This is a genomic window from Winogradskyella thalassocola (assembly GCF_900099995.1).
GTDB lineage: Bacteria > Bacteroidota > Bacteroidia > Flavobacteriales > Flavobacteriaceae > Winogradskyella > Winogradskyella thalassocola.
Genome location: NZ_FNCZ01000002.1, coordinates 128432 through 150171 on the forward strand (window position 1 = coordinate 128432; position 21740 = coordinate 150171).

15 protein-coding genes are annotated in these 21740 nt (G+C 34.5%); 12 read left to right on the forward strand and 3 right to left on the reverse strand.

Features of this window, described 5'->3' with window-relative positions; translation table 11 throughout:
• The first annotated feature begins 112 nt into the window (after positions 1-112).
• The 5 genes from BLT80_RS07555 to priA all read left to right on the forward strand — a co-directional run bounded on the left by BLT80_RS07555 (position 113) and on the right by priA (position 5070).
• Positions 113-646 (forward strand): hypothetical protein, encoded by a 534-nt coding sequence (locus tag BLT80_RS07555; RefSeq protein ID WP_092467014.1) that lies wholly within the window; start codon positions 113-115, stop codon positions 644-646.
• A gap of 42 nt (positions 647-688) precedes the next feature.
• On the forward strand, positions 689-1126 hold the full coding sequence (locus tag BLT80_RS07560) for a hypothetical protein (RefSeq protein ID WP_092467015.1): 438 nt from the start codon (positions 689-691) through the stop codon (positions 1124-1126).
• Positions 1127-1151: 25 nt separating this feature from the next.
• Positions 1152-2042 carry a tetratricopeptide repeat protein gene (locus BLT80_RS07565; protein WP_175455565.1) on the forward strand — a complete coding sequence of 297 codons (891 nt, stop codon included), beginning with the start codon at positions 1152-1154 and terminating at the stop codon, positions 2040-2042.
• Positions 2043-2191: 149 nt separating this feature from the next.
• Positions 2192-2617, forward strand: a complete 426-nt coding sequence (locus tag BLT80_RS07570; RefSeq protein ID WP_092467017.1) for a DUF2147 domain-containing protein — start codon at positions 2192-2194, stop codon at positions 2615-2617.
• Positions 2617-5070 carry a replication restart helicase PriA gene (gene priA, locus BLT80_RS07575; protein WP_092467018.1) on the forward strand — a complete coding sequence of 818 codons (2454 nt, stop codon included), beginning with the start codon at positions 2617-2619 and terminating at the stop codon, positions 5068-5070. Before BLT80_RS07570 ends, priA begins: the two co-directional genes overlap by 1 nt.
• A gap of 324 nt (positions 5071-5394) precedes the next feature.
• Here priA and BLT80_RS07580 read toward each other — a convergent pair whose 3' ends face one another.
• The gene (locus tag BLT80_RS07580) at positions 5395-6090 is read right to left on the reverse strand and encodes a LytR/AlgR family response regulator transcription factor (protein WP_020894444.1); all 696 of its coding nucleotides are present in this window, start codon (positions 6088-6090) and stop codon (positions 5395-5397) included.
• Between the two features lie 200 nt (positions 6091-6290).
• Here BLT80_RS07580 and rpsF point away from each other — a divergent pair, with 200 nt between their 5' ends.
• The 5 genes from rpsF (at position 6291) to BLT80_RS07605 (ending at position 8978) form a co-directional block, all read left to right on the forward strand.
• Positions 6291-6641, forward strand: a complete 351-nt coding sequence (rpsF, locus tag BLT80_RS07585; RefSeq protein ID WP_092467019.1) for a 30S ribosomal protein S6 — start codon at positions 6291-6293, stop codon at positions 6639-6641.
• Entirely contained in the window at positions 6641-6940 is a 300-nt protein-coding gene (gene rpsR, locus BLT80_RS07590; protein WP_172837628.1) for a 30S ribosomal protein S18, read from the forward strand. The genes rpsF and rpsR overlap by 1 nt, the downstream gene beginning before the upstream one ends.
• Before the next feature lie 14 nt (positions 6941-6954).
• Positions 6955-7416, forward strand: a complete 462-nt coding sequence (gene rplI / locus BLT80_RS07595) for a 50S ribosomal protein L9 (protein ID WP_092467020.1) — start codon at positions 6955-6957, stop codon at positions 7414-7416.
• A gap of 112 nt (positions 7417-7528) precedes the next feature.
• On the forward strand, positions 7529-8398 hold the full coding sequence (locus tag BLT80_RS07600) for a glycerophosphodiester phosphodiesterase family protein (protein WP_092467021.1): 870 nt from the start codon (positions 7529-7531) through the stop codon (positions 8396-8398).
• Positions 8399-8504: 106 nt separating this feature from the next.
• Positions 8505-8978 carry a DUF6495 family protein gene (locus tag BLT80_RS07605; protein WP_092467022.1) on the forward strand — a complete coding sequence of 158 codons (474 nt, stop codon included), beginning with the start codon at positions 8505-8507 and terminating at the stop codon, positions 8976-8978.
• A gap of 216 nt (positions 8979-9194) precedes the next feature.
• On the opposite strand, the gene BLT80_RS07610 is transcribed toward BLT80_RS07605, so the two are convergent.
• Positions 9195-10436 carry an ABC transporter permease gene (locus tag BLT80_RS07610; RefSeq protein ID WP_092467023.1) on the reverse strand — a complete coding sequence of 414 codons (1242 nt, stop codon included), beginning with the start codon at positions 10434-10436 and terminating at the stop codon, positions 9195-9197.
• A gap of 287 nt (positions 10437-10723) precedes the next feature.
• Between BLT80_RS07610 and hisS the strand changes: the two genes are divergently transcribed.
• The gene (gene hisS / locus BLT80_RS07615; protein ID WP_092467024.1) at positions 10724-12106 is read left to right on the forward strand and encodes a histidine--tRNA ligase; all 1383 of its coding nucleotides are present in this window, start codon (positions 10724-10726) and stop codon (positions 12104-12106) included.
• Between the two features lie 76 nt (positions 12107-12182).
• Here hisS and BLT80_RS07620 read toward each other — a convergent pair whose 3' ends face one another.
• Positions 12183-15431 carry a LamG-like jellyroll fold domain-containing protein gene (locus tag BLT80_RS07620; RefSeq protein WP_092467025.1) on the reverse strand — a complete coding sequence of 1083 codons (3249 nt, stop codon included), beginning with the start codon at positions 15429-15431 and terminating at the stop codon, positions 12183-12185.
• Positions 15432-15875: 444 nt separating this feature from the next.
• On the opposite strand from BLT80_RS07620, the gene BLT80_RS07625 reads away from it, so the two are divergent.
• The gene (locus BLT80_RS07625) at positions 15876-21737 is read left to right on the forward strand and encodes a PKD domain-containing protein (protein ID WP_092467026.1); all 5862 of its coding nucleotides are present in this window, start codon (positions 15876-15878) and stop codon (positions 21735-21737) included.
• The last annotated feature ends 3 nt before the right edge of the window (positions 21738-21740 follow it).

Genomic DNA, 21740 nt, shown 5'->3' on the forward strand with positions numbered 1-21740 from the left:
ACGTTAATACATTCAAAGCCAACGATAATAGGTTCGTTATAGTTTTATCTGAATATTATAAGGTTCTTTAAATGTTGTACAGAATATGTGAATCAAAAAACTAAAAAGACTTATGAAAACAAAATTCAACACTCTAAAAATAGCTTTAATTGCTTTGTTAATAGTGAGCTGTTCCAGTAATGATGATAGTAGCGGAAGCAATGCCGTATTAGGAACCATTCAATTATCAGGACAAGACACGTCTTCTATTGGTGACGCTTTAATTGTTGGAAATGTTGATGCTGATGCGTTGAATACAACTGGTACATCTAGCTCGGTGGTGCTTTCGGATGAAGACACCACTTTTGTAAACGGAGAACCTAATCTAGTGAATTTTTTAAATGCCTTTGTTATTGTTGCTGCTGAGTTCAGTGTAGGCAACAATGCAGACGTACAAAAAGCTATTTCAATGACGATTCTTAAAAATGGGGAAGAGTTTAGCTATGTGTGTTCTACTCCACCAACAAGTTCGGCAGACAATACAGATTGTGGTACAGGTTTTAGTGTAGATAAATCGGCAAAGCGCATTGTGTTTGATAACACTACAGTGATTAATGTAGACTCTGGAACTATTTTAACTATGAACGGAACCATTAATTATAATTAATTAGATTTTTCAATATTTAATTTTCAAATAAAACCAACTTTTATGAAAGCAGTCTTCCCATTACCGCGTTATATTTTTATAGGAATGTTAATTCTCTTTTTAGTGCCCATCCAAAGTTGGTCTCAAGAAAAGCGAATAAAAAAGCCCAAACGACATTCTAAGATTACTAGTGTAGATAATTTTGTAAAACACTCTTTTGAATTGTATCACAAGGTTTTTGTTTACGATAGTTTAGTTAAAGTAGGAGTAGATGTTCCAGTAGAAATTGAAGATGAATTAATGGAACGTGCACAACGAGATGCTGATAGCCTTTGGCAAGAGATTCCAGATATAGCAGAAGATATTAGCGATGCTCCTTTTATGAGACAAGCAAAGGCAACGTTTAATTTAAATAGAACAAAAAACGCACTTAAGTTTTGTATGACTGCTGTAAAGGCTTATTTCACTGGTACAGAAGAAGACGAAGAAGATGATAATTAAAACAAGATATTTTAAAATAAATTATATGAAATCAACTATATTGTTTTTTGTCGCTTTCTTAGGGTTTTATGCTGTAAAAGCACAAACTTATAAAAATGGTTTTAGAGCGGATGTATGTGCTTGTTTAGAAGAAGAAAGTCTAAAGCGAACACTAACCGAAAATGCATTTAAAGCATGTTTACGGGAGACACTACCTAAGTATGCGGCACAAATTGATGCGGAAATTGTGGAATCAGATGTCAATTTAAAATTTCAGAAAGGTCAGCTAGCTCGGAAAGGTTTATTGGTAGCCATGCAATATGAATTAATTTACAGTTGCGATGTGTATTTTAAGCATCTCGATTACCAAAGAACAAGTAAAAAGCTAATTGCCAGAGAAAACGCTAAAGAAACCGATTTAGAGAAGTACAATCAAATGGTGGCTTTAACACCAACTAAAATGGCTTATTACATGCGTGGGCAATTGCAGTTTAATTTAGGGAACATTAAAGCAGCTGAGGCAGATGTCAATAAAAGTTTAGAAATTAATCCGTTTAGAGAAAACGTAAAATCAACTAGACACGAGTTGTTATTATTAGCTTGGGTTTATGAAGAGCAAGAAAAGTATAGTGCTGCCGTAGAATTGTACGACAAGATATACATGGGGGATTATGATGTAGAAGTCGCTAGGTTTCGTGCACTTGCAGATAGAAAAGGAGGAGGTACAGTTTTTAACAGTCCTAAAGTTGAACAAATAGAACAAATAGAATTAATAAAAGATAATAAACGAGCAACGCGAAGAAGAGCTGCCGAAAGCAACAAGTCTTCAAACGAAATTGAAAAAAAGTCAAGGACTACTACTAGAAGTAATGCTGTTAAAGTCGAAAAAAAGAAAGATACAGCTTCGCTTCGTAAACTGTTAAAAATTGATCGTTAACTTGTTTTTTAGAATGGCATAAAAGGTAACCATTTTAGAATCTAATGCAATGACTGAATTTTTAAGTTTTCAAAAACCATCTCTAATCGAGATGGTTTTTTAAATTAAACCCATTACATTTGAGAAATAAATCTCTAAAAAAACAAACAATGATCAACAACACTATAGCATTTTTTATTTTGTTCACGGTGTTTTTTAATTTGCCAGCTCAGGACATTTTAGGACAATGGAAAACCATAGATGACAATACAGGTGATGCAAAATCTATAGTTGAAATTTATGAAGAAGACGGTAAAATATATGGTAAAATCATAGCTGTAACTAACCCAGATGTAGAATTTAGAACTTGCAATGACTGTAGTGGTGCTCACAAGGATCAACCAATTGTTGGGTTAGTTTTTATAGAAGGTTTAACTAAAAATGGTAAGGTTTATGATGGTGGCACCATACTAAATCCTGAAAATGGCACCACTTATAGATGCCGTCTTAAGCTTGAAGATGATTCAGATACCCTTCAGGTAAGAGGTTATTTGGCCTTTTTCTACAGAACTCAATATTGGAAACGCGTGAAATAATGTTGCATTTTATAGACGTCATATTACCAATTCCGCTCCAAAAAGCATTCACATATCATGTTACTGAGGCAGAATCTGAGTTTTTGTCACCAGGAATGCGTGTGGCTGTGCCATTTGGTAAGAGTAAAGTGTATACCGCTTTGGTCTATAGTATTCATCAAAATCCTCCAACGGCCTACGATGCCAAAACCATTCATCAGATTTTAGATGATACATCCGTAATTACGGAAAATCAATTAAAACATTGGGAATGGATTTCTAGTTATTACATGTGTAGTTTGGGTGAAGTAATGCGAGCAGCAATGCCAAATGCATTCTTATTAGAAAGTGAAACGATTATTTCTAGAAATGAAAAAGTTGCCATTGAAGAGTCTGAATTAAAAGATGAGGAATTCTTGATTGTTGAAGCCTTACAGCATCAATCTTCATTAAAAATAAGTGAGGTTGTTTCAATTCTAGATAAAAAACGAGTATTGCCTATTATCAATAACTTGGTGAAAAAAGGAGTTTTAAATCTACAGGAAGAACTTTACGAAAAATACACTCCAAAATTAGTGCGTTATGTAAAGTTACATCACAATCATAAATCTCAAGAAAAACTACAAGCGTTACTAGAAGAACTAAGTAGAGCGCCAAAGCAGCGCGAAGTTGTGTTAACATTATTTACAATGGAAGCATCGCTTAAACGGCCTATTAAAGTTTCAGAATTAACGGAACGGAGTGGAGCCTCTTCTGGGATTATAAAAACATTAATTGATAAAGCGATTTTAGAAGAATATCACATTCAAGTCGATCGTGTTCAGTTTGATGGCGAAGGAGATTCGGATGCTAAACGTTTAAGTGAAGCACAACAAAACGCTTATAATGAAGTGGAAGCCATCTTCAAAGAAAAATCCGTTGCTTTATTACATGGAGTGACGTCTTCGGGTAAAACTGAAATTTATGTTCAGCTTATTCAAAAGCAAGTAGATATAGGAAAACAAGTTTTGTATTTGCTACCAGAAATTGCCTTAACGACACAATTGGTAAGCCGACTTCAAGATTATTTTGGAGATAAGGTGGCTGTTTTTCATTCTAGATATTCAGGAAATGAAAGGGTAGAGGTGTGGCAAAATATGTTAACTAATTCTGAAAAAGCCCAAGTTGTTATTGGTGCCCGTTCTTCGTTATTGTTGCCGTTTACTAATTTAGGACTCATCATTGTAGATGAAGAGCATGAGTCATCTTACAAACAATTCGATCCTGCGCCACGTTATCATGCTAGAGATGCTGCAATCGTATTAGCAAATATATTCAAAGCTAAAACACTCTTAGGATCTGCCACTCCAAGTTTAGAAAGCTATTTTAATGCGAGCCAAGGAAAATATGGTTTAGTAGAATTAAACACACGTTATAACAATGTGTTAATGCCAGATATCGAGCTGGTAGATTTAGCCGATAAGTACAAGCGTAAACGCATGAAAGGGCATTTTAGTGATAGGATGATCCAAGAAATGACTGAAACGCTAGAAGAAGGGTTTCAAATTATATTGTTTCAAAATAGACGTGGATTTTCTCCAATTATAGAGTGTACCACTTGCGGAACTTCTCCGCAATGTCCTAATTGTGATGTGAGTTTAACCTATCATCAGTACAGAGATCAACTACGTTGTCATTATTGTGGGTATAACTCAGTCATGTTAAAAAGTTGTCAGGGTTGTGGAAACTCAACCTTAGATACTAAAGGTTTTGGAACAGAGCAAATAGAAGAAGAAGTAAAAGTGTTATTTCCTGATAAGAAAGTGGCACGTATGGATTTAGATACTACACGAGGTAAATATGGTTTTGAAAAAATCATAAATAGCTTTGAGCAGCGTGAAGTTGATATTTTAGTTGGGACACAAATGTTAACCAAAGGTCTCGATTTTAGATTTGTAAAATTAGTTGGCATCATGAATGCTGACAACTTACTTAACTTCCCAGATTTTAGAGCACATGAGCGCAGTTATCAATTAATGGCTCAGGTATCTGGTAGAGCAGGCCGAACAGATTTGCGTGGAAAAGTACTGATTCAAACGTACAATCCGCATCATAATATTTTGCAACAAGTGTCTACAAATGCTTATAAAGACATGTACGCTGAGCAAATGAATGAACGTTATAATTTTAAATATCCACCCATTTATAGGTTGATTAAAATCACCTTCAAGCATAAAGATTATAATCGCGTGAATTTAGCAGCAGATTGGTACGCAAAATCATTAAAACAATTATTTAAAGCTAATGTTTTAGGGCCAGAATTTCCTCCAGTATCAAGAATTAGAAATTTATATCATAAAAATATCTTGGTGAAAATTCCACAAAAACAATCTTTATCAAAAACAAAAGAAGCGATTACAAGAATAGATAATAGCTTTAATGCAGTAAAAGATTTTAGACCTGTACGTGTGGTCATTAATGTCGATAATTACTAAAACCTAGCAGGTCTAGAAATAGAAAAATTAAAAAACACTTTATAATCTTGAGCACATCGGAAATCTTTTAGTAATCAATTTCATAATGATTTCGATAACTCGCAACTAGTATTGCCTCATTTAGGATACAATTTATATGACTAACATTTTATTATGGATTAAATTTTTTCTAAATAAAATGAATTACACTAAAGAAACTTGAATATTCTTGACCAGTATTGTCCCCTTGAGGGGACTTTAGGGGTGTAAAACCAAAAAATCCTAAGCAAATGCTCAGGATTTTTTAAAATTATAATGTAATGCTCTATATGTAAATGTAATGTTCTACATATTATTTAAAGCATCTACTAATTGGGTCTTTTTATTTCGACTCAATGGAATCTCATACGCACCAACTTCAACATTTTTACTGTTAAATCGGTCAATTTTATCGAGATTCACAATATAAGATTTATGAATTCTTAAAAATTTACCTTCGGGCAATTCGCTTTCAAACGCTTTCATTGTCGATAAGACAACTAAGCTGTTTTCTTCTGTTACTACTTTAACGTAATCACCAAGTGCTTCAATCCATTTAATATCCTTAATATAAACTTTACGTTTTTTAAGATTACTTTTTACGAAGATATGCTCACCATCAGTTTCATTAAAGTCTAGTTTTAATTTATGCTGCTCAATAGCTTTTTCTACGGCAACATTAAAACGTTCTTTTGTGATTGGTTTCTGAAGATAATCGGTGGCATCGTAATTAAATGCTTTAAAAGCATACTCGGTTTTACCGGTAACAAAAATAATTTGGGGTTTGTTGTTGAGCACATCTAGCAACTCAAAACCGTTTAATACCGGCATCTCTATATCTAAGAAGATAAGATCTACTTTGTGGGTATTAAGACCGTTTTTTGTTTCTAACGCACTGCTGTACTCTGCAATAAGGTTAAGTGAGGAATGATTCTCAATTAACTTTACTATAGAGAGGCGCTGAATCGCAGAATCATCAACAACTACACAGTTTAAAGTCATAACATTATTAATTTTAGGTTAAGATATCGACAATAGTACGATAAATTCGGTTAAAAAACAAATAATGCCGACAAACCGTAACAATTAACAAAATCATAAGGAGATAAAATCCTTTAAATTTTTACGTTTAAAAACGTTGCCAAATATAGAAATTATATGTATTTTTGCACCCGTTTTAACATTAAACAAAATTATTTATTATGAATCATTATGAAACTGTTTTCATCTTAAATCCCGTTTTATCTGAAGACCAGATAAAGGAGACAGTAAAGAAATATGAGGATTTCCTCGTTTCTAAAGGAGCTAAGATGGTATCAAAAGAAGATTGGGGACTAAAAAAATTAGCCTACCCAATTCAAAACAAAAAAAGTGGTTTTTACCATTTATTTGAGTACACTGTTGCTGGTGAAGCAATTGAGCCTTTAGAGGTGGAATTTAGACGTGATGAGCGTTTTATGCGTTACTTAACTGTGAAATTAGACAAACATGCTATTTCATGGGCTGAGAGAAGAAGAGAAAAACTGAAAGTTAAAGCAAAAGCAAAAGCGTAATTATGTCATCAATAGAACAACAAGCAAAAGGAAAAAAAGACGGCGAAATTAGATATTTAACTCCGTTAAATATTGAGACGTCTAAGACAAAGAAATATTGTCGTTTCAAGAAGTCTGGAATTAAGTATGTAGATTATAAAGATGCAGATTGGTTACTAGGTTTTGTAAACGAACAAGGTAAATTATTACCAAGACGTTTAACAGGAACGTCTTTAAAGTATCAAAGAAAAGTATCTGTGGCAGTAAAAAGAGCTAGACATTTAGCGCTTATGCCATATGTTGCTGATTTATTAAAATAAAATATCATAACACAATGGAACTTATATTAAAACAAGACGTTGATAATTTAGGATTTAAAGACGATATTGTATCTGTTAAGAACGGTTATGGTAGAAATTTTTTAATTCCTCAAGGACAGGCTATTATGGCTACTTCTTCTGCTAAGAAAGTATTAGCAGAAACTTTAAAGCAAAGAGCTTATAAAGAGAAAACTATTATTGCTGATGCTGAAAAAACTGCAGATGCTATAAAAGGTTTAGATATTAAAATTACAGCTAAAGCTGGAACTGGTGCAACTGCTGGAGATAAATTATTTGGTTCTATAACCACTATGGATTTAGCTGCTGCGTTTAAAACTGCTGGTCACGATGTTGATAAGAAATTCATTTCTATCAATGGTGGTAACATTAAGCGTTTAGGTCAGTACGAAGCTGCAATTAGATTACACAGATCAGTAACTGTAGATTTAACTTTCGAAGTTATTGCTGACGCATAATCTCTTTATTACAATTTTAAAAAGCCGTTTAGTTTACTAAGCGGTTTTTTTATTTTTTATTTTTAGAATAGGGTCAGGGCTATAGTCAATTAGGTTTTTAAACGGTTTTAACATGAAATATTTTCTATTAATTTTTACATTTTGCGCTTTAATGAGTTGCAAACAATCTACAGAATCAACCAACATTTCTGAGGTACAACCTTCTAAGCTTATAGCGCTTTTTAAAGCTTCTAATTCTGGTTACCCAAATATTAGCGTTCATCGAGGTGGTAAAGGGCTTGTAAACTATCCTGAAAATGGTTTAGAGACTCTAAAATATGTTAACGATAGTATTGTTGCAGTTTATGAAGTTGATGTCGCTCAAACTAAAGATGGGCAACTGGTTTTACTTCACGATAAAACTATTGATAGAACCACCACAGGGAGTGGAAAAGTTGATGAGTTAACATACGATGAATTAGAGCAATTTAATTTGGTCGATGATTATGGTAATGAAACCACGTTTAAGATTCCTTTGTTTTCAAACGTATTAGAATGGTGTGTAAAACATAATGTGATACTTACTGTAGATATTAAAAAAACAGTGAGTCAAAAAGTAGTTATAGATGCTATTAAAGCGGCTAAGGCAGAAGATCATAGTATCATTATAACGTACGATGTAGAACAAGCAGTCTCTGCATATCAATTAGCACCACAATTATTACTATCTGTTTCAGCTAGAAATAATGATGAATTCGAACGTTTATTGGATGCCAAAATACCAACAGAAAATATGTTAGCCTTTACCGGGACCCGTTTATCAGAAGAATCGTTTTTTAAAAAATTACACGATAATAACATTGTTTGCATGTTGGGTACGTTAGGAAACTTAGATAAAAGTGCTGCTGCCAAAGGAGATACACTTTATCGTCAGTGGAAAGAAAAAGGAGTAGATATTATAGCAACCGATAGACCTTTTGAAGCTTTTAAAGCCATAAATTAATTTTATAAAGTAGAATTTACTGAAGATTAAAGAGCATGTTATCAGCGTTTAACTTGAAAAACAGCTCACAGTATTTGATTATAAAACACAGTAATTATTTAAACACATGAAATATTCAAGATTAACCAAAGAACAATTTGAAGAATTACACCAAGAATTCATCAACTTTTTAGCTACGCAATCTATTACAGGTGATGAGTGGGAAGATATCAAAAAGAATAAACCAGAAGCTGCTGAACAAGAATTAGATGTGTTTAGCGATTTGGTATGGTTTGGTGTCTTAGGTAAAGTGGAATATTTAGAACATATTTCTCCACAGCAAATCCACCTTTTTCAATGTAATGAAAAGAGTATGCGCTTAATTGCGTTAAAAATTGATATTGAAGAAGTAGATTTTACAACCAAAGAAGGTTTTGAATGGTTGAGAAATAATTTATTGTCAGATGCTATTGAATTTTTTAATGCTAAAAAAGAATATTCAGACGATAAGCATTTAGACTTATTTAATATGATTCAGTCTGGTGCGCATATCACCAAAGGTGAATTATTTAATTATTTCGCCGATTTAATAAAAGGATAAATTCCTGTAAAAAAAAATAGCACACGTATGTCGTCACTTCGAGTGATTTGTAAGGTACGAGCAAATTGTATCGAGAAGCTTTGGTTAGATAATTCGACTTTAAAAGGTTCTCGATAAAAATTACGGAAAGAGCAATGTCACTCTAACTGACATTTAGTTATAAATAGAATTGAAGTTACTGATGTTATTTGAGATTCCTGCCTTCGCAGGAATGTGTTACTCATAACGTAAAGACTCAATAGGATCTAATTTTGCCGCTTTTGTCGCAGGATACAGACCCGAAATTACAGCCACTATAAAGGCAATACTTGTTGCCCAAATCATCGCTACCCATGGAGTTGAAAATTCAAGATCAAAACCATTAGCAACGGCTAAACCAATCAAAATACCTAGAATAGTCCCTAAGAGACCACCAAGCTGACCGATAATTATAGTTTCCATAAAAAACTGAAAGGCGATTGTTTTACTTTTCGCACCAAGTGCTTTTCTTACACCAATTTCACGTGTACGTTCACTTACCGAAACTAACATTATATTCATAAGTGCAATGGTAGATCCAAAAATGGTGATAATACTAATAATCCAAGCAGCTACATAAAGTGCCGCTGTATTTTGTGCGACCTGATTCAATAAATCTTCACTACGTTCAATACCAAAATCATTTTTTTCTATAGGGTTAAGACCTCTAATATTTCGAAATGTTAATATGGCATCATCTTGAGCAGCTTCCAGCATATCAGACTTATCAACTTTAACACTTAGACTGTAATTAATATTGGGATTTGTGAAAATAGAACGCGCTTTTTGAAGCGGCATAAATACTCGTAAATCTTGATTATTCCCAAACGTAGATCCTTTTTCTTTTAATACACCAACCACCTTAAATTTAGAACCTCTAATACTAATGGTTTTTCCAACTGGGTTTTCAACCGGAAATAACGCTTTTTGTAAATCACTACCAATCACACAAACCGCATTACTGTTATCAACATCAAATACATTTAATGAACGCCCATTTTCAACCTCTAAACCAGAGTTTTCAAGATAAAATTCATTGGCACCCAATACAGCCACTTCCGGATCTGTTTTTTTATTCTCATATTTTACTTCAGCGGTAGACGTCCCAAAGAACGATACGGCTACTTTAGTAAACGGGAAGTTGTAATTATCTTCAAAATCTTTAACATTACGATAATTAATTACAGGATTTATCTTTTGGCGCTCTCTACTACTTTGGCGCTGCGCCGTAAATTCATAACGTTGAAAATTAAAGGTGTTAGAACCCATAGAAGAGAAATTACTCGTAATCGTATTCTCTAGGGCAGAAACTCCACTTAAAATTCCAACTAAAGCCATAATACCAATTGCAATAATTAAAACCGTAAGAATGGTTCGGAGCAGTTGACTTTTTATAGAATCGAAAGCAATTCTAATATTCTCTTTAGCTAATGAAAACATAGTTTTTTGGCGCGTTAGTTGGGTTGTTTAATATATAAGACTACTTAAACAGCATAAAGTTACTATAAAAATGAATTATCTTAGTAAGACCTCTAAAAATTATAATATTTTTGTGACTCAATAGTAGAAACTTTATAGTTCCTACTATTGAGTCACACTGAGAGAAGTCGAAGTGTTTATGATGGAAAGATTTGGAAATAATCATTCCGAATTAATACTTTGAATTAGTTTCAAAGCATAAAATAGAGTTTCACTAAAAGAGACTCCCACTTTCGTGGGAGATTAATATGGCACAAAAACCAAGCATCCCAAAAGGTACAAGAGATTTTAACGCAGAGGAAGTTGCAAAGCGTTCTTATATCATGGAAACGATAAAGGAACAGTTTCAAGTTTTTGGATTTCAACCGATTGAAACTCCAAGCTTTGAAAACTCAGAAACCTTAATGGGAAAATATGGAGATGAAGGAGATCGCTTGATTTTTAAGATTTTGAATAGTGGAGAGTTTTTAAAGAAAATTTCAGAGGAGGATTATAATCAAAAATCAGAAAGTTTAATTACTCCAAAAATATCTGAAAAAGCACTACGTTACGATCTCACAGTGCCGTTCGCAAGATACGTCGTACAACACCAAAACGACATCGAATTCCCTTTTAAACGCTACCAAATTCAACCCGTTTGGCGTGCAGACCGTCCACAAAAAGGACGTTTTAGAGAGTTTTTTCAATGTGATGCTGATGTGGTAGGTTCTAAATCGTTGATTCAAGAAGTGGAATTTGTACAGTTGTATGATGCCGTGTTTTCAGCTTTAAAATTAGAAGGTGTTACGATTAAAATCAACAACCGTAAAATATTATCTGGTATTGCTGAAGTAATTGGTGCTCAAGATAAACTCATCGATTTTACAGTGGCTTTAGATAAGTTAGACAAAATAGGTGAGGAGAAGGTAAAAGAAGAAATGCGAGGTAAAGGGATTTCTGAAGATGGTATTTCTAAGCTTCAACCTTTATTCACTTTAAAAGGGGATTTCGGCAACCAGATTGAAAGTTTGAAATCTATTTTAAGTACTTCTGAAATTGGATTAAAAGGGATTGAAGAACTCGAATTTATAAACACAGCCATTTCAAACTTAAAACTAAAAACAGCAACCTTACAATTAGATGTAACGTTGGCGAGAGGTTTAAATTATTACACAGGTGCTATTTTTGAAGTCTCAGCACCCGAAGGTGTAAAAATGGGATCCATTGGTGGTGGTGGTCGTTACGATGATCTTACCGGCATATTTGGACTTAAAGATATGAGTGGAGTAGGCATTAGCTTTGGTTTAGATCGTATTTACTTGGTCTTAGAGGAATTGAATTTATTTCCATCAACCATAGCAGAATCTACAAAAGTACTCTTCATTAATTTTGGAGATAAAGAAGCCATGTTTAGTTTGGGAGCTGTAACTAAGTTAAGACAAGCTCATATAAAAGCGGAGCTGTTTCCTGATGCTGCAGTTTCTGGTAAGCAAATGAAAAAACAAATGAATTATGCGAACCGTCGTAACATTCCATTCGTTGTAATCATGGGTGAGGAAGAATTGAAATCAGAAGTTTTTACATTAAAAAATATGACTTCAGGCGAACAGCATAAAGTAGAGTTCGATGCGCTTTTAGACTTGTTAAAATAAAGAAACCCTCAGCTTTTTACAAACTGAGACTTTCTAATCATCACTAACTAACTAACTAACTAACTAACTAAACAATCTAATCCACTATAATTTTTTTGGTCACTACGGAGCCTGTATCTGTTTGTAATTTAACGATATAGGTTCCGGTACTTAAATTTTTTATTTTATATTCTGAATAATCACTTTGATCAATATTATTAAAGGTAGTAACGGATTGTCCTAACATATTAAATACAATCATCGTTTTTAGGTCTAGGTGGTTTGGGTTGACAATGACTATTTTTTCTATACTATTAGAATATAGCACATCAATAGCGTTTGTGGTTTGGTCGTCAATACTTAATACGTCGTCTTTTATTCCGAATGTAATTGCAAAACGATCGAGATAATCCCCTTTCAATAAGAAAATATCGTAATTACCTGTTCTTAAATCATGATATACACCTAATTCATTATCGTGTAAATACACATTTATATCACTAGGAACATTTTCTAAAGCATCAATCATTATAGAGTTGATACCATTCTTATTCGTTTTGATACCTATGGGATAAATTGAAGAAATTTCGGCTTCATTACTAGCCTGAATAATATAACCTTCATCATTAATAAGCCAGAACATATCATCTATTTGTTCTTCGTTAATCTCTCCATCATAACCCCAATCTACACCAGTTGATGCGTTTTCATCTATGGTTAACAATAACTGACGGCGGATAGTGTTGACAGAATTAAAACCTATTCGGAATTTCATTCTATGATCTTCTGTTTCGGCAGCATCGCTAGTGTTGGTCGTTGTCGTATTAGAGCTTCGCATAAATACGGAAGCTTGTCCTTCTTTTTTGAAAACACGTTGACCATTATTGAAATTTATAGTACCTGCGTTTTTTCCAACAATAAAAAAGCCTTGACCAACAGGGATATAACGTCCTGGTGCTTTTGTAGGTTCTCCATCGGTTTCTAAAATCGGGAAATTACTTCCTTTGTAAGCTGCGGCTACCGCTCCAGAAAAATTGTATGTAGCATAACCACCATCATAGTCTTGTATAGAATGAGAACCTCCTCCCCAATGATTCCAAAAATAAAGGGTACCACTGATTAAAGGCGACGCGTTAGCGTTTGCATTTGGACCATTATCTTTAATAAATTGTAAAGCGTCAATTGCCGAAGGGTAAGGATTTCCAACTAAATAATCACTATTGGCAAGCAACGTAAGATTGATATTTCCATTATTCGGTTTTCCAGAGAAGACATAATTTTGAGGTGTAGAAATTGAACCTGTTCCAGGGCCTTTCATTGTAAAACCTTCTCCTGGAAATATAGTACCAGTACGTCTTATGTGTTGCCATGCAGAATAGGTGTTACTTGCTATATTAGTATATTTCCAAATCCAATAATCTGCAATTTTAATAGGATGTGTAGCTGCTCCGTTATATCCTGATGATGAAAAGTTTATATCTACCGGTTCGTTAGAGTCTGTACCATCTTTTAAAACATCCATAACTCTAAAGTTTTCGGCTTCAGAATTTAGGCGTTTTACGGGTGAAGACCAATAATTATAGGTATAGGTATCAGCTGTACCTTGTTGGTCGCGTTCAATTTTTCCGTTAGACAAAACATCTAAATCACTTTGTAGAGTTTGAATTAATTGTGATTCACCTTCCAAATCTAGTGTTCCATCAAGGCTTAGATAATGTGTTATGGTCAAACCATTTCCTGTAAAAGATGACGTATCTCCTGTAAGTTGCAATTTATTAGCATCAACAAACAAACCTAAAATCGTTCTATTATTTTCCCTTGACTCAGGTAAAAATAAATTCTCCATTGTTATGTTGTGCGATGTTCGCACAATATTCCAGTCTATAGTTACATTTGGATTTACGATGGATTTAGAACCCGGAATATATTGTAGATGTCCATCAGTCCAAGATGTGCTGTCATTCCATTCACCATCTTGTTTCGATTTGTACGGTAATGGAGTCGTTTCTTTGTCTACGGTTAAAATATGTTTTAGATAGCCATTATTTGTATTTCCAGAGGCATCAACGGTATTTTTATAGGTGAAATTGGTCATTGGGTAATACGCTGCTAAATCTGACCAAGGAATTTCGTTAATGTCATTTTTAGTAATTGAAGTAGGTAATTCTTTTCCAACGACTTGTCCTGAATCATTTGTAATTTCTTGATTCATTATAAAACGCAATTGGTTTTCGCTTAAGACTGTATTCCAAATACGGACTTCATCTATATGGCCTTTAAAGTGTTGTATGGGGGCGTTTTTTCCGGCAGCTGCGATATAAAACGACTCGTTCGTGGCAATAGGTGGCGTTTTTCCAGAAGAATTATCTAATACTCCATCAATATAAATTGAGGCTTTTGAGCCATTGTATGTAATAGCGATATGATGCCATTCATGATCTGGAATAGAGGTAAAAGACGTCAAAGATTGACTACTGTTGTTTTTCCATTTAATATTAATCTTGTTGGTATCAGTTAATGTTAAGTCGTAACCTTGGGTAAACGCAACATCTCTTTTAGAAAGTATAGAAACGTCACCAATAGTTGCCGAGTCATGTTTTATCCATGCAGAGATTGAAAAACCACTTGGGTTTAAATCTAGAGTATTTTGCATATCAATATAACTGTCAGTGCCGTTAAAATAAAGCGCGCGTTCTTCTGTAATTTGAGGTGAAAAGCCAAATGTTATATAAGAAGTGCTATTAAAATTGTATTCTGTTTCTAAGTAATTATTCTCATCTAAAGTTAGAATTCTAAAATCGACATTAGAATCGAAGGTGTCCGAATCAGAAATAAACATGTAATAATTTCCAATAGCGGAATTACTACTGACTATGCTTTGTGGAATTTTCAGACGTAATCTTGGTGACGCTTCACTAACCTGAATAAATTTCCAGATGCGTTGCATAGCAGTATATGAAACCGTTGTGGTTATTTCGGAGTTGATGTCAGCACTTAAATTTAAAGTAACCGGTGAGGCCATTGCATTTAATTGAACACCATTATTTCCCCATAGTATGGATTGATTAATTGACGTGAAATTACTAATGTTATGGTTATCTGTAGTATTGTGATCTGCTAAGTTTACGATGAGTATATCATCAAGTCTTCGTTCATTAAAGTTGGGTAGTGCTGGGAGTTGATGTAAGCGTGTATTGTTATTTATGAATGTGCTGTTATAATTAAAATGTTCTAATGGCGACCAATTTAATGGATCACTATTAGATTCTGAATGATCTATTTGCTGCGCATAACTAGATGTGAGAATTATTAATAAAAGATAAAAAAACAGCGTAATATTTTTCATCAGGTTTGGGGTTGAATGAAATAATTATGGCGCTAATATAGTATATTTTTTCAATTTTAATCCACAAAACGCAAATAAATCCGACGAAATGCGTTTTTTTGTAGTGAATTAGTCCTTGAAGCGATAATGCGATTGCGTGTTTATTCTGTAATTATGTGCTCTAAGCTAGGGAGAGGTGAATGCTTACAACTGAAGAATGTATAGCGTTTAAAAAATACATAAATGCTAAATTTTTATAATAAACGCATAGAATTTGAGTAAAAAAATACCCTTTACCGTGTATTTCAAAAACTACTGGAAAGTTTTATTTTACACGATATTCTTTTACTAAAAGTGTTGTTCATAGTGATTTCAACGTTCTTGTCGAAAATGTTAAAGTTTAATATTGACTTAACAAGAATTTAATTACATTGAAAACCTTAAGTAATTAGCTATTACGTATTTATGGGGAAAATAAAATATAGTCTACTGACAGTTATCGGTTTGGCTTTTGGTATCATTGGAGCGGTTAATATTTCATATGAAGTTGTTGCTCATAAGAGTATATCAGAAATAACGAAAGTAGAATCGGTTATCTTACTTCCAAGTGCAACTATCACAGGAGGTGCAACAGTTTGTCAGAATGCTGATTCTCCTCCTCAAATTACTTTTACAGGATCGGGAGGAACAAGACCTTATATATTTACTTACAGAATAAACGCTGGAGCAAATCAAACTGTTACAACATCGGGAAATAATGACTCCGTATCAATAGGTGCTAATACAAGTAATGTTGGCACATTTAACTATAATCTATTGTCTGTTGAGGATGATGAAGGTGATTCGGACAATACTAATGGTAGTGTTCAAATTGTTGTAATACAATCTCCAGATGCCACAATGAATGGCCCTGGACTTAGTACATATGAAGGATTACCTGTTTTTAAAGTATGTATAAACGAGACTTCTGAATTTACATTCACAAACGCAACGAGTACTACATCATTAAATACAAACTACACTATAAATTGGGGTGATGGTTCTCCTGATTTTCAAAACACTAGTTGGTCTATATTAACCCATACTTATGATGTCGGAATTTATAATTTAGTTTATACTATTGAGGGAAATAATAGCTGTACAACAGTTAAGAATTATACGATTTTTGTAGGATCTAATCCAGCAGTTTCATTAGGTAATCCAGGTAATACTGATATTTGTAATATTAGTCCACTGACATTTCCTATTACTGGAACAGAAAATAATCCTCCAGGAACGGTTTATACTGTTACTTTTAATGATGGATCTACACCGCAAACATTTAATCACCCTCCTCCGGCTAATGTAACTCATACATTTACAACTTCATCTTGTGATACCGTAAGTTCAGATGGAACAAATTCTTACCAAAATTCATTTTCAGCAATAATTGTTGCATCTAATCCGTGTAGTACCTCTTCGGTTGGTGTTGTTCCAATATATGTATCTATTGCTCCAGAAGCAGACATTGATGTTCCTGACATTGCATGTACCAATACTCAAGTCTGTTTAGAAAATTTGTCTATTGGAGATGAAAATTATGGTGCTGGTAATAGTTGTGATACAAGTCCTAAGGTGATTTGGGATATTTCACCTGCAACTGGTTATACTATTTCTAGTGGTTCTTTAGGAGATGATTTTGGTTTAGCCGATCCTAATTTATGGGTTTCGGGCAGTGATAATTTGTGCTTAAATTTTATAGATTCAGGTACGTATACAATTACGCTAAGAACTGGAAATAGATGTGGAATGGATACTGTTGTAAAGACTATTTGTGTAGAGGAAGATTTAATTCCCGTTTTCACAACAAATCTTAATGAAGGCTGTGGAGCAATAAACGTTACGACTACAAACGCTACTGATGAATCCGATAGTTGCATACCTCCAACATATGCATGGGAAGTCATCTACACCTCAGAATTTTGTGGGACTTCAGAATCTTGGAGTTTTACAAATGGAACAGACGAGAACTCAGAAAATCCTTCGTTTCAGTTTGATACCGCAGGAACCTATGAAATCGTCATGACTGCGACAAATTCTTGCGGTGATTTTTCAACCTCGCAATTTATTGAAGTCAAACGACCGCCAACAGCAGTATTAGATCCTATTGCAGATGCTTGTGGTTCTTTAACTTTTAATCCTGTTGCTACAGTAGATACATGTGCACCAGCATCAGACACCATAACTTATAGTTGGTTGTTTCCTGGAGGTTCTCCAGCAACGTCAGATCAATTAGATCCAGGACCAATAAATTATACAATTGTTGGAGATTATACCGTGACGTTTAGTATCACAAATGCTTGTGGCACAACTACAGAAACGGAAACATTTTCAGTGAATGATTCTCCCACAATTACAAATACCGATGTGTTACAAACCATTTGCTCAGGGGCTTCAACAACGGCAATTATCTTAACCTCAGATGATGCGAGTACAACGTTCAATTGGTCATCTAATACTCCAGCAGGACTAACAGGTTACACACCGAGCGGAACAGCTAACACAATTCCTGCGCAAAGTATTATCAATTCTACAGCATCTCCAATAACATTGGTATATACGGTTACACCAGAAATTAATGGTTGTGAAGGATTGCCTGTTGATTTTGAGATTATTGTAGAACCAGCGCCATTAATTACGGTGGAGCCTTTATCTAATGGAGTTTGTCAAAATGGAACTACAGCAGATTTATCGGTAGCCTATCAAGGTACAGGAACTCCAGTTTACCAATGGTATGAAAATTCTGTAAACAATACCACATCAGGAACTGCGATTGCAGGAGCAACCTCAGCCACATTTTCTCCACCAACAGACACGGTAGGCATCACCTATTATTACGTTGTTATTACATTTTCTTCTGGTGGTTGTAATGAAATTATATCAGATACAGCAGAAATTGAAGTGGCCAATGCGCCGCAAATAGATACGCAACCATTAAACTCACAATCCATATGTGTTGGTGGTAATTCAGAGGAACTTTCAGTTAGTATTTCTGGAGGGGCAGGAAATGCAACATACCAATGGTTTAGTAATATTACAAATAGTAATTCTGGTGGCACGTTAATTTCAGGAGCAACAACGTCAACCTATACTCCTCCTGTATTTAATACGGTTGGGACATTTTATTATTATGTAGAAATTTCTTTTATATCTAATGGCTGTTCAATGCTCTTAAGTGATGTTTCTGAAATAGAGGTCGTTGAAGATCCTGTGATAACAACACAACCTATAGATTTTCAGAGTTTATGTCAGAATTCTGCGGTTCAAGATTTAGAAGTTACTATTTCTGGTGGTTTAGGTACTTTATCTTACCAATGGTATGTGAATACAATAAACGGTGCCACTTCCGGAACACCAATAGCAGGAGCAACATCAAGCATTTATACTCCTCCAACAACCACGGTAGGAACACTGTATTATTACTGCGTCATAACTCAAGATGTTTCAGGTTGTGACGTGACAAGTGCCATCGCTGAGATTGAAATTAGTGCAGGAGCACAGTTTAGTGCACAACCTATTTCTAATGAGATATGTTTAGGTGAAACCACTCCCGCTTTAACGGTCGCTTATACCAATAGCACAGGTACAGCAACATACCAATGGTATCGAAATGGAGTAGACGATACTACAAGTGGTACTGCTATTACAGGTGCAATTTCAAATACATACAACCCAGAGGTCACTTCAATCGGAACGACGTACTATTATGCGGTCATTACGTTTAGTTCTGGTGGTTGTACTGAAATCATTTCAACTACAGCAGAAATTATTATTAATGAAACGCCAATTATCGATGATGCAGATCTGTTGATTTGCAGTGGTAATACGTTTCAGTTTTTTCCAGATACTACTAATACAGGTGATATTGTGCCCTTAAATACATTGTACATGTGGACAACACCAATAGTGAGTCCTGCAGGAAGCATAACAGGTGCCACAGAGCAGTTAACACCAATAGCAACGGTATCTCAGTTTTTAGAAAATATAACTACCAATTCCGCAACTGCAACATATACGGTAACTCCAATCTCAGGAAATTGTCCTGGTTTAGATTTTGAAGTTGTGGTTACGGTGAATCCATCCATTTCAGTAACGTCAAGCGTGATGAATAATTTGTGTTATCAAGTGAATACCGCAACTATAGATATTACAATTGTTGGTGGTATTCCATTTTCAACAGGAAATGACTATAATGTGACTTGGACAGGACCAAACGGGTTTTTGAGCACAGACCAAAATATTTCTAATCTTGAAGCTGGGGATTACACATTAGATATTGTAGATGATGGAGGTTGTCCATATTCTGAAATTATAACGATAACAGAACCAAATGAATTACTATTTAGCGCTATCGATTTTGATGTCGAAACTATTTCATGTTTCGGGGCCAATGATGGTGAGATAGGCATTGAGGTTTCAGGAGGAACTCCACCTTATATGTATACTTGGACTTTAAATGGTGCTCCATTTTCTACAGATGAAGATTTGACTGACCTCGGACCGGGAGATTACAATATTTCAGTAACTGATGCTAATTCTTGTGGACCAATAGTGCTTAATTTTAATGTAGAAGAACCAGATGAATTAGAAGTGACACTAGATTCCAAAACGGATGTCTTGTGTTTTGGTGATGCTACTGGAATAATCTCTGTAAATGTTATTGGAGGTCGAACGGATTACACGTATGCTTGGACCGGACCGAATAGTTTTTCAAGTACAAATCAAAATATAGATACATTAATCGCGGGAATATATAATCTTACGGTCACAGATAATTCCGGTTGTACAGATACTTTAGAGGTCGAGATTCTTCAGAATGATCAAATAGATATCGATATTAATGTGACGCAAATTGTATGTTACGGGGATAATGATGGATCAATTATTGTTAATTCAATTTCAGGTGGTGTTTCGCCCTATTCAGTTGCATGGAGTAATTTAGGATCAGGTTATAGTCAGACTAATTTATCGGGTGGAACTTATACAATAACCATTACAGATGCTGAAAATTGTGAACGTCAATTTCCTGTGATAATCGATGAACCTCCTGTGTTTTTAATTGATCCTGAAGTGATACAAATGTCTTGTGCTGGTGAAAATGATGCGAGTATAACGCTTAATTTTGTTGGAGGCATTGATCCTGTAACACTCGTTTGGGACGATGACCCTACAGCCGGAACAGAACGAAATAATTTAGCACCTGGCACTTATACTGTAACCATTACAGATGGTGTGCCTTGTGTTATTCAAGAGAGTTTTACCATCCATAATATTTTGCCATTAGCCTTATCTACAACAATTACTAATGCATTAGAATGTGAGGATGCTAATAGCGGAGCCATTAATTTACTTATACAAGGAGGAACACCACCTTTTAATGTGATTTGGTCTAATGTTGCAACGACTGAAGATTTAGTTGATGTACCACCAAATACATACATAGCGACAGTTACAGATGCTAATGGCTGTACGATTGAAGGCAGTTGGGAGGTGACACGATTTGAGCCTTTGGTTTTAAATGTTGAAGAACAAGTTGATGTTAATTGTGAGGCCAGAACTATTGATCAAACGTTTATAGCTATAGCAAGTGGAGGAGTACCACCATTTCAATATAACTGGTCTAGCGGAATAGTTAGTGGTCTTAATAATGAATTTATGACGACTGATGAAAACGGCTTAGTCATTTTAGAAGTTACGGATAGTTTTGGGTGTTCTATCAATTACACCTATAATGTAGAGTTAACTACTTTTGGTGATGCTGATTTTGATACCTCTTCTTTTGGCTATTTAAATTATGGCATCTATGCTATTCAAGATCCGATTGAATTTATAAATGAAGCCACAGGGCAATTTGAAACCATACTGTGGGACTTTGGGGATGGTAGTTTTTCGGGTGAAGAAAATCCATTTCACACGTATTTTACGCCAGGAAGTTATGTGGTAAAACAAACCGTTACCTATCCTTATGGTTGTGTGTACGAAAAAACAATTACCCTAATTATAGAAGAAGGTTATAAATTAATAATGCCAGATGCGTTTACTCCAAATGATGATGGTATAAATGATTTCTTTGGACCTGTTTACATCGGACTCAATAGTTTAGAAATGACGGTTTTTGATACTTGGGGAAGTCTTATTTATAAAGAGTCGGGTGATTCAATACGCGGATGGGATGGTAAAGTGAAAGATGAAGAAGCCGAAAACGGAAATTACTATTACACTTTTACGGCCAAGACTTTTTACGGAAATGAAATTAAGAAACAAGGAGCTTTTGTATTTATCAAATAAAAC

Bases quoted from the DNA above. Each gene is read 5' to 3' on its own strand.
- BLT80_RS07605 (WP_092467022.1), top strand. From the start codon at position 8,505: ATGAAATATTCAAGATTAACCAAAGAACAATTTGAAGAATTACACCAA.
- BLT80_RS07580 (WP_020894444.1), bottom strand. From the start codon at position 6,090: ATGACTTTAAACTGTGTAGTTGTTGATGATTCTGCGATTCAGCGCCTC.
- BLT80_RS07565 (WP_175455565.1), top strand. From the start codon at position 1,152: ATGAAATCAACTATATTGTTTTTTGTCGCTTTCTTAGGGTTTTATGCT.
- BLT80_RS07625 (WP_092467026.1), top strand. From the start codon at position 15,876: ATGGGGAAAATAAAATATAGTCTACTGACAGTTATCGGTTTGGCTTTT.
- BLT80_RS07555 (WP_092467014.1), top strand. From the start codon at position 113: ATGAAAACAAAATTCAACACTCTAAAAATAGCTTTAATTGCTTTGTTA.
- priA (WP_092467018.1), top strand. From the start codon at position 2,617: ATGTTGCATTTTATAGACGTCATATTACCAATTCCGCTCCAAAAAGCA.
- rplI (WP_092467020.1), top strand. From the start codon at position 6,955: ATGGAACTTATATTAAAACAAGACGTTGATAATTTAGGATTTAAAGAC.
- rpsF (WP_092467019.1), top strand. From the start codon at position 6,291: ATGAATCATTATGAAACTGTTTTCATCTTAAATCCCGTTTTATCTGAA.
- BLT80_RS07560 (WP_092467015.1), top strand. From the start codon at position 689: ATGAAAGCAGTCTTCCCATTACCGCGTTATATTTTTATAGGAATGTTA.
- BLT80_RS07570 (WP_092467017.1), top strand. From the start codon at position 2,192: ATGATCAACAACACTATAGCATTTTTTATTTTGTTCACGGTGTTTTTT.
- BLT80_RS07610 (WP_092467023.1), bottom strand. From the start codon at position 10,436: ATGTTTTCATTAGCTAAAGAGAATATTAGAATTGCTTTCGATTCTATA.
- BLT80_RS07620 (WP_092467025.1), bottom strand. From the start codon at position 15,431: ATGAAAAATATTACGCTGTTTTTTTATCTTTTATTAATAATTCTCACA.
- BLT80_RS07600 (WP_092467021.1), top strand. From the start codon at position 7,529: ATGAAATATTTTCTATTAATTTTTACATTTTGCGCTTTAATGAGTTGC.
- hisS (WP_092467024.1), top strand. From the start codon at position 10,724: ATGGCACAAAAACCAAGCATCCCAAAAGGTACAAGAGATTTTAACGCA.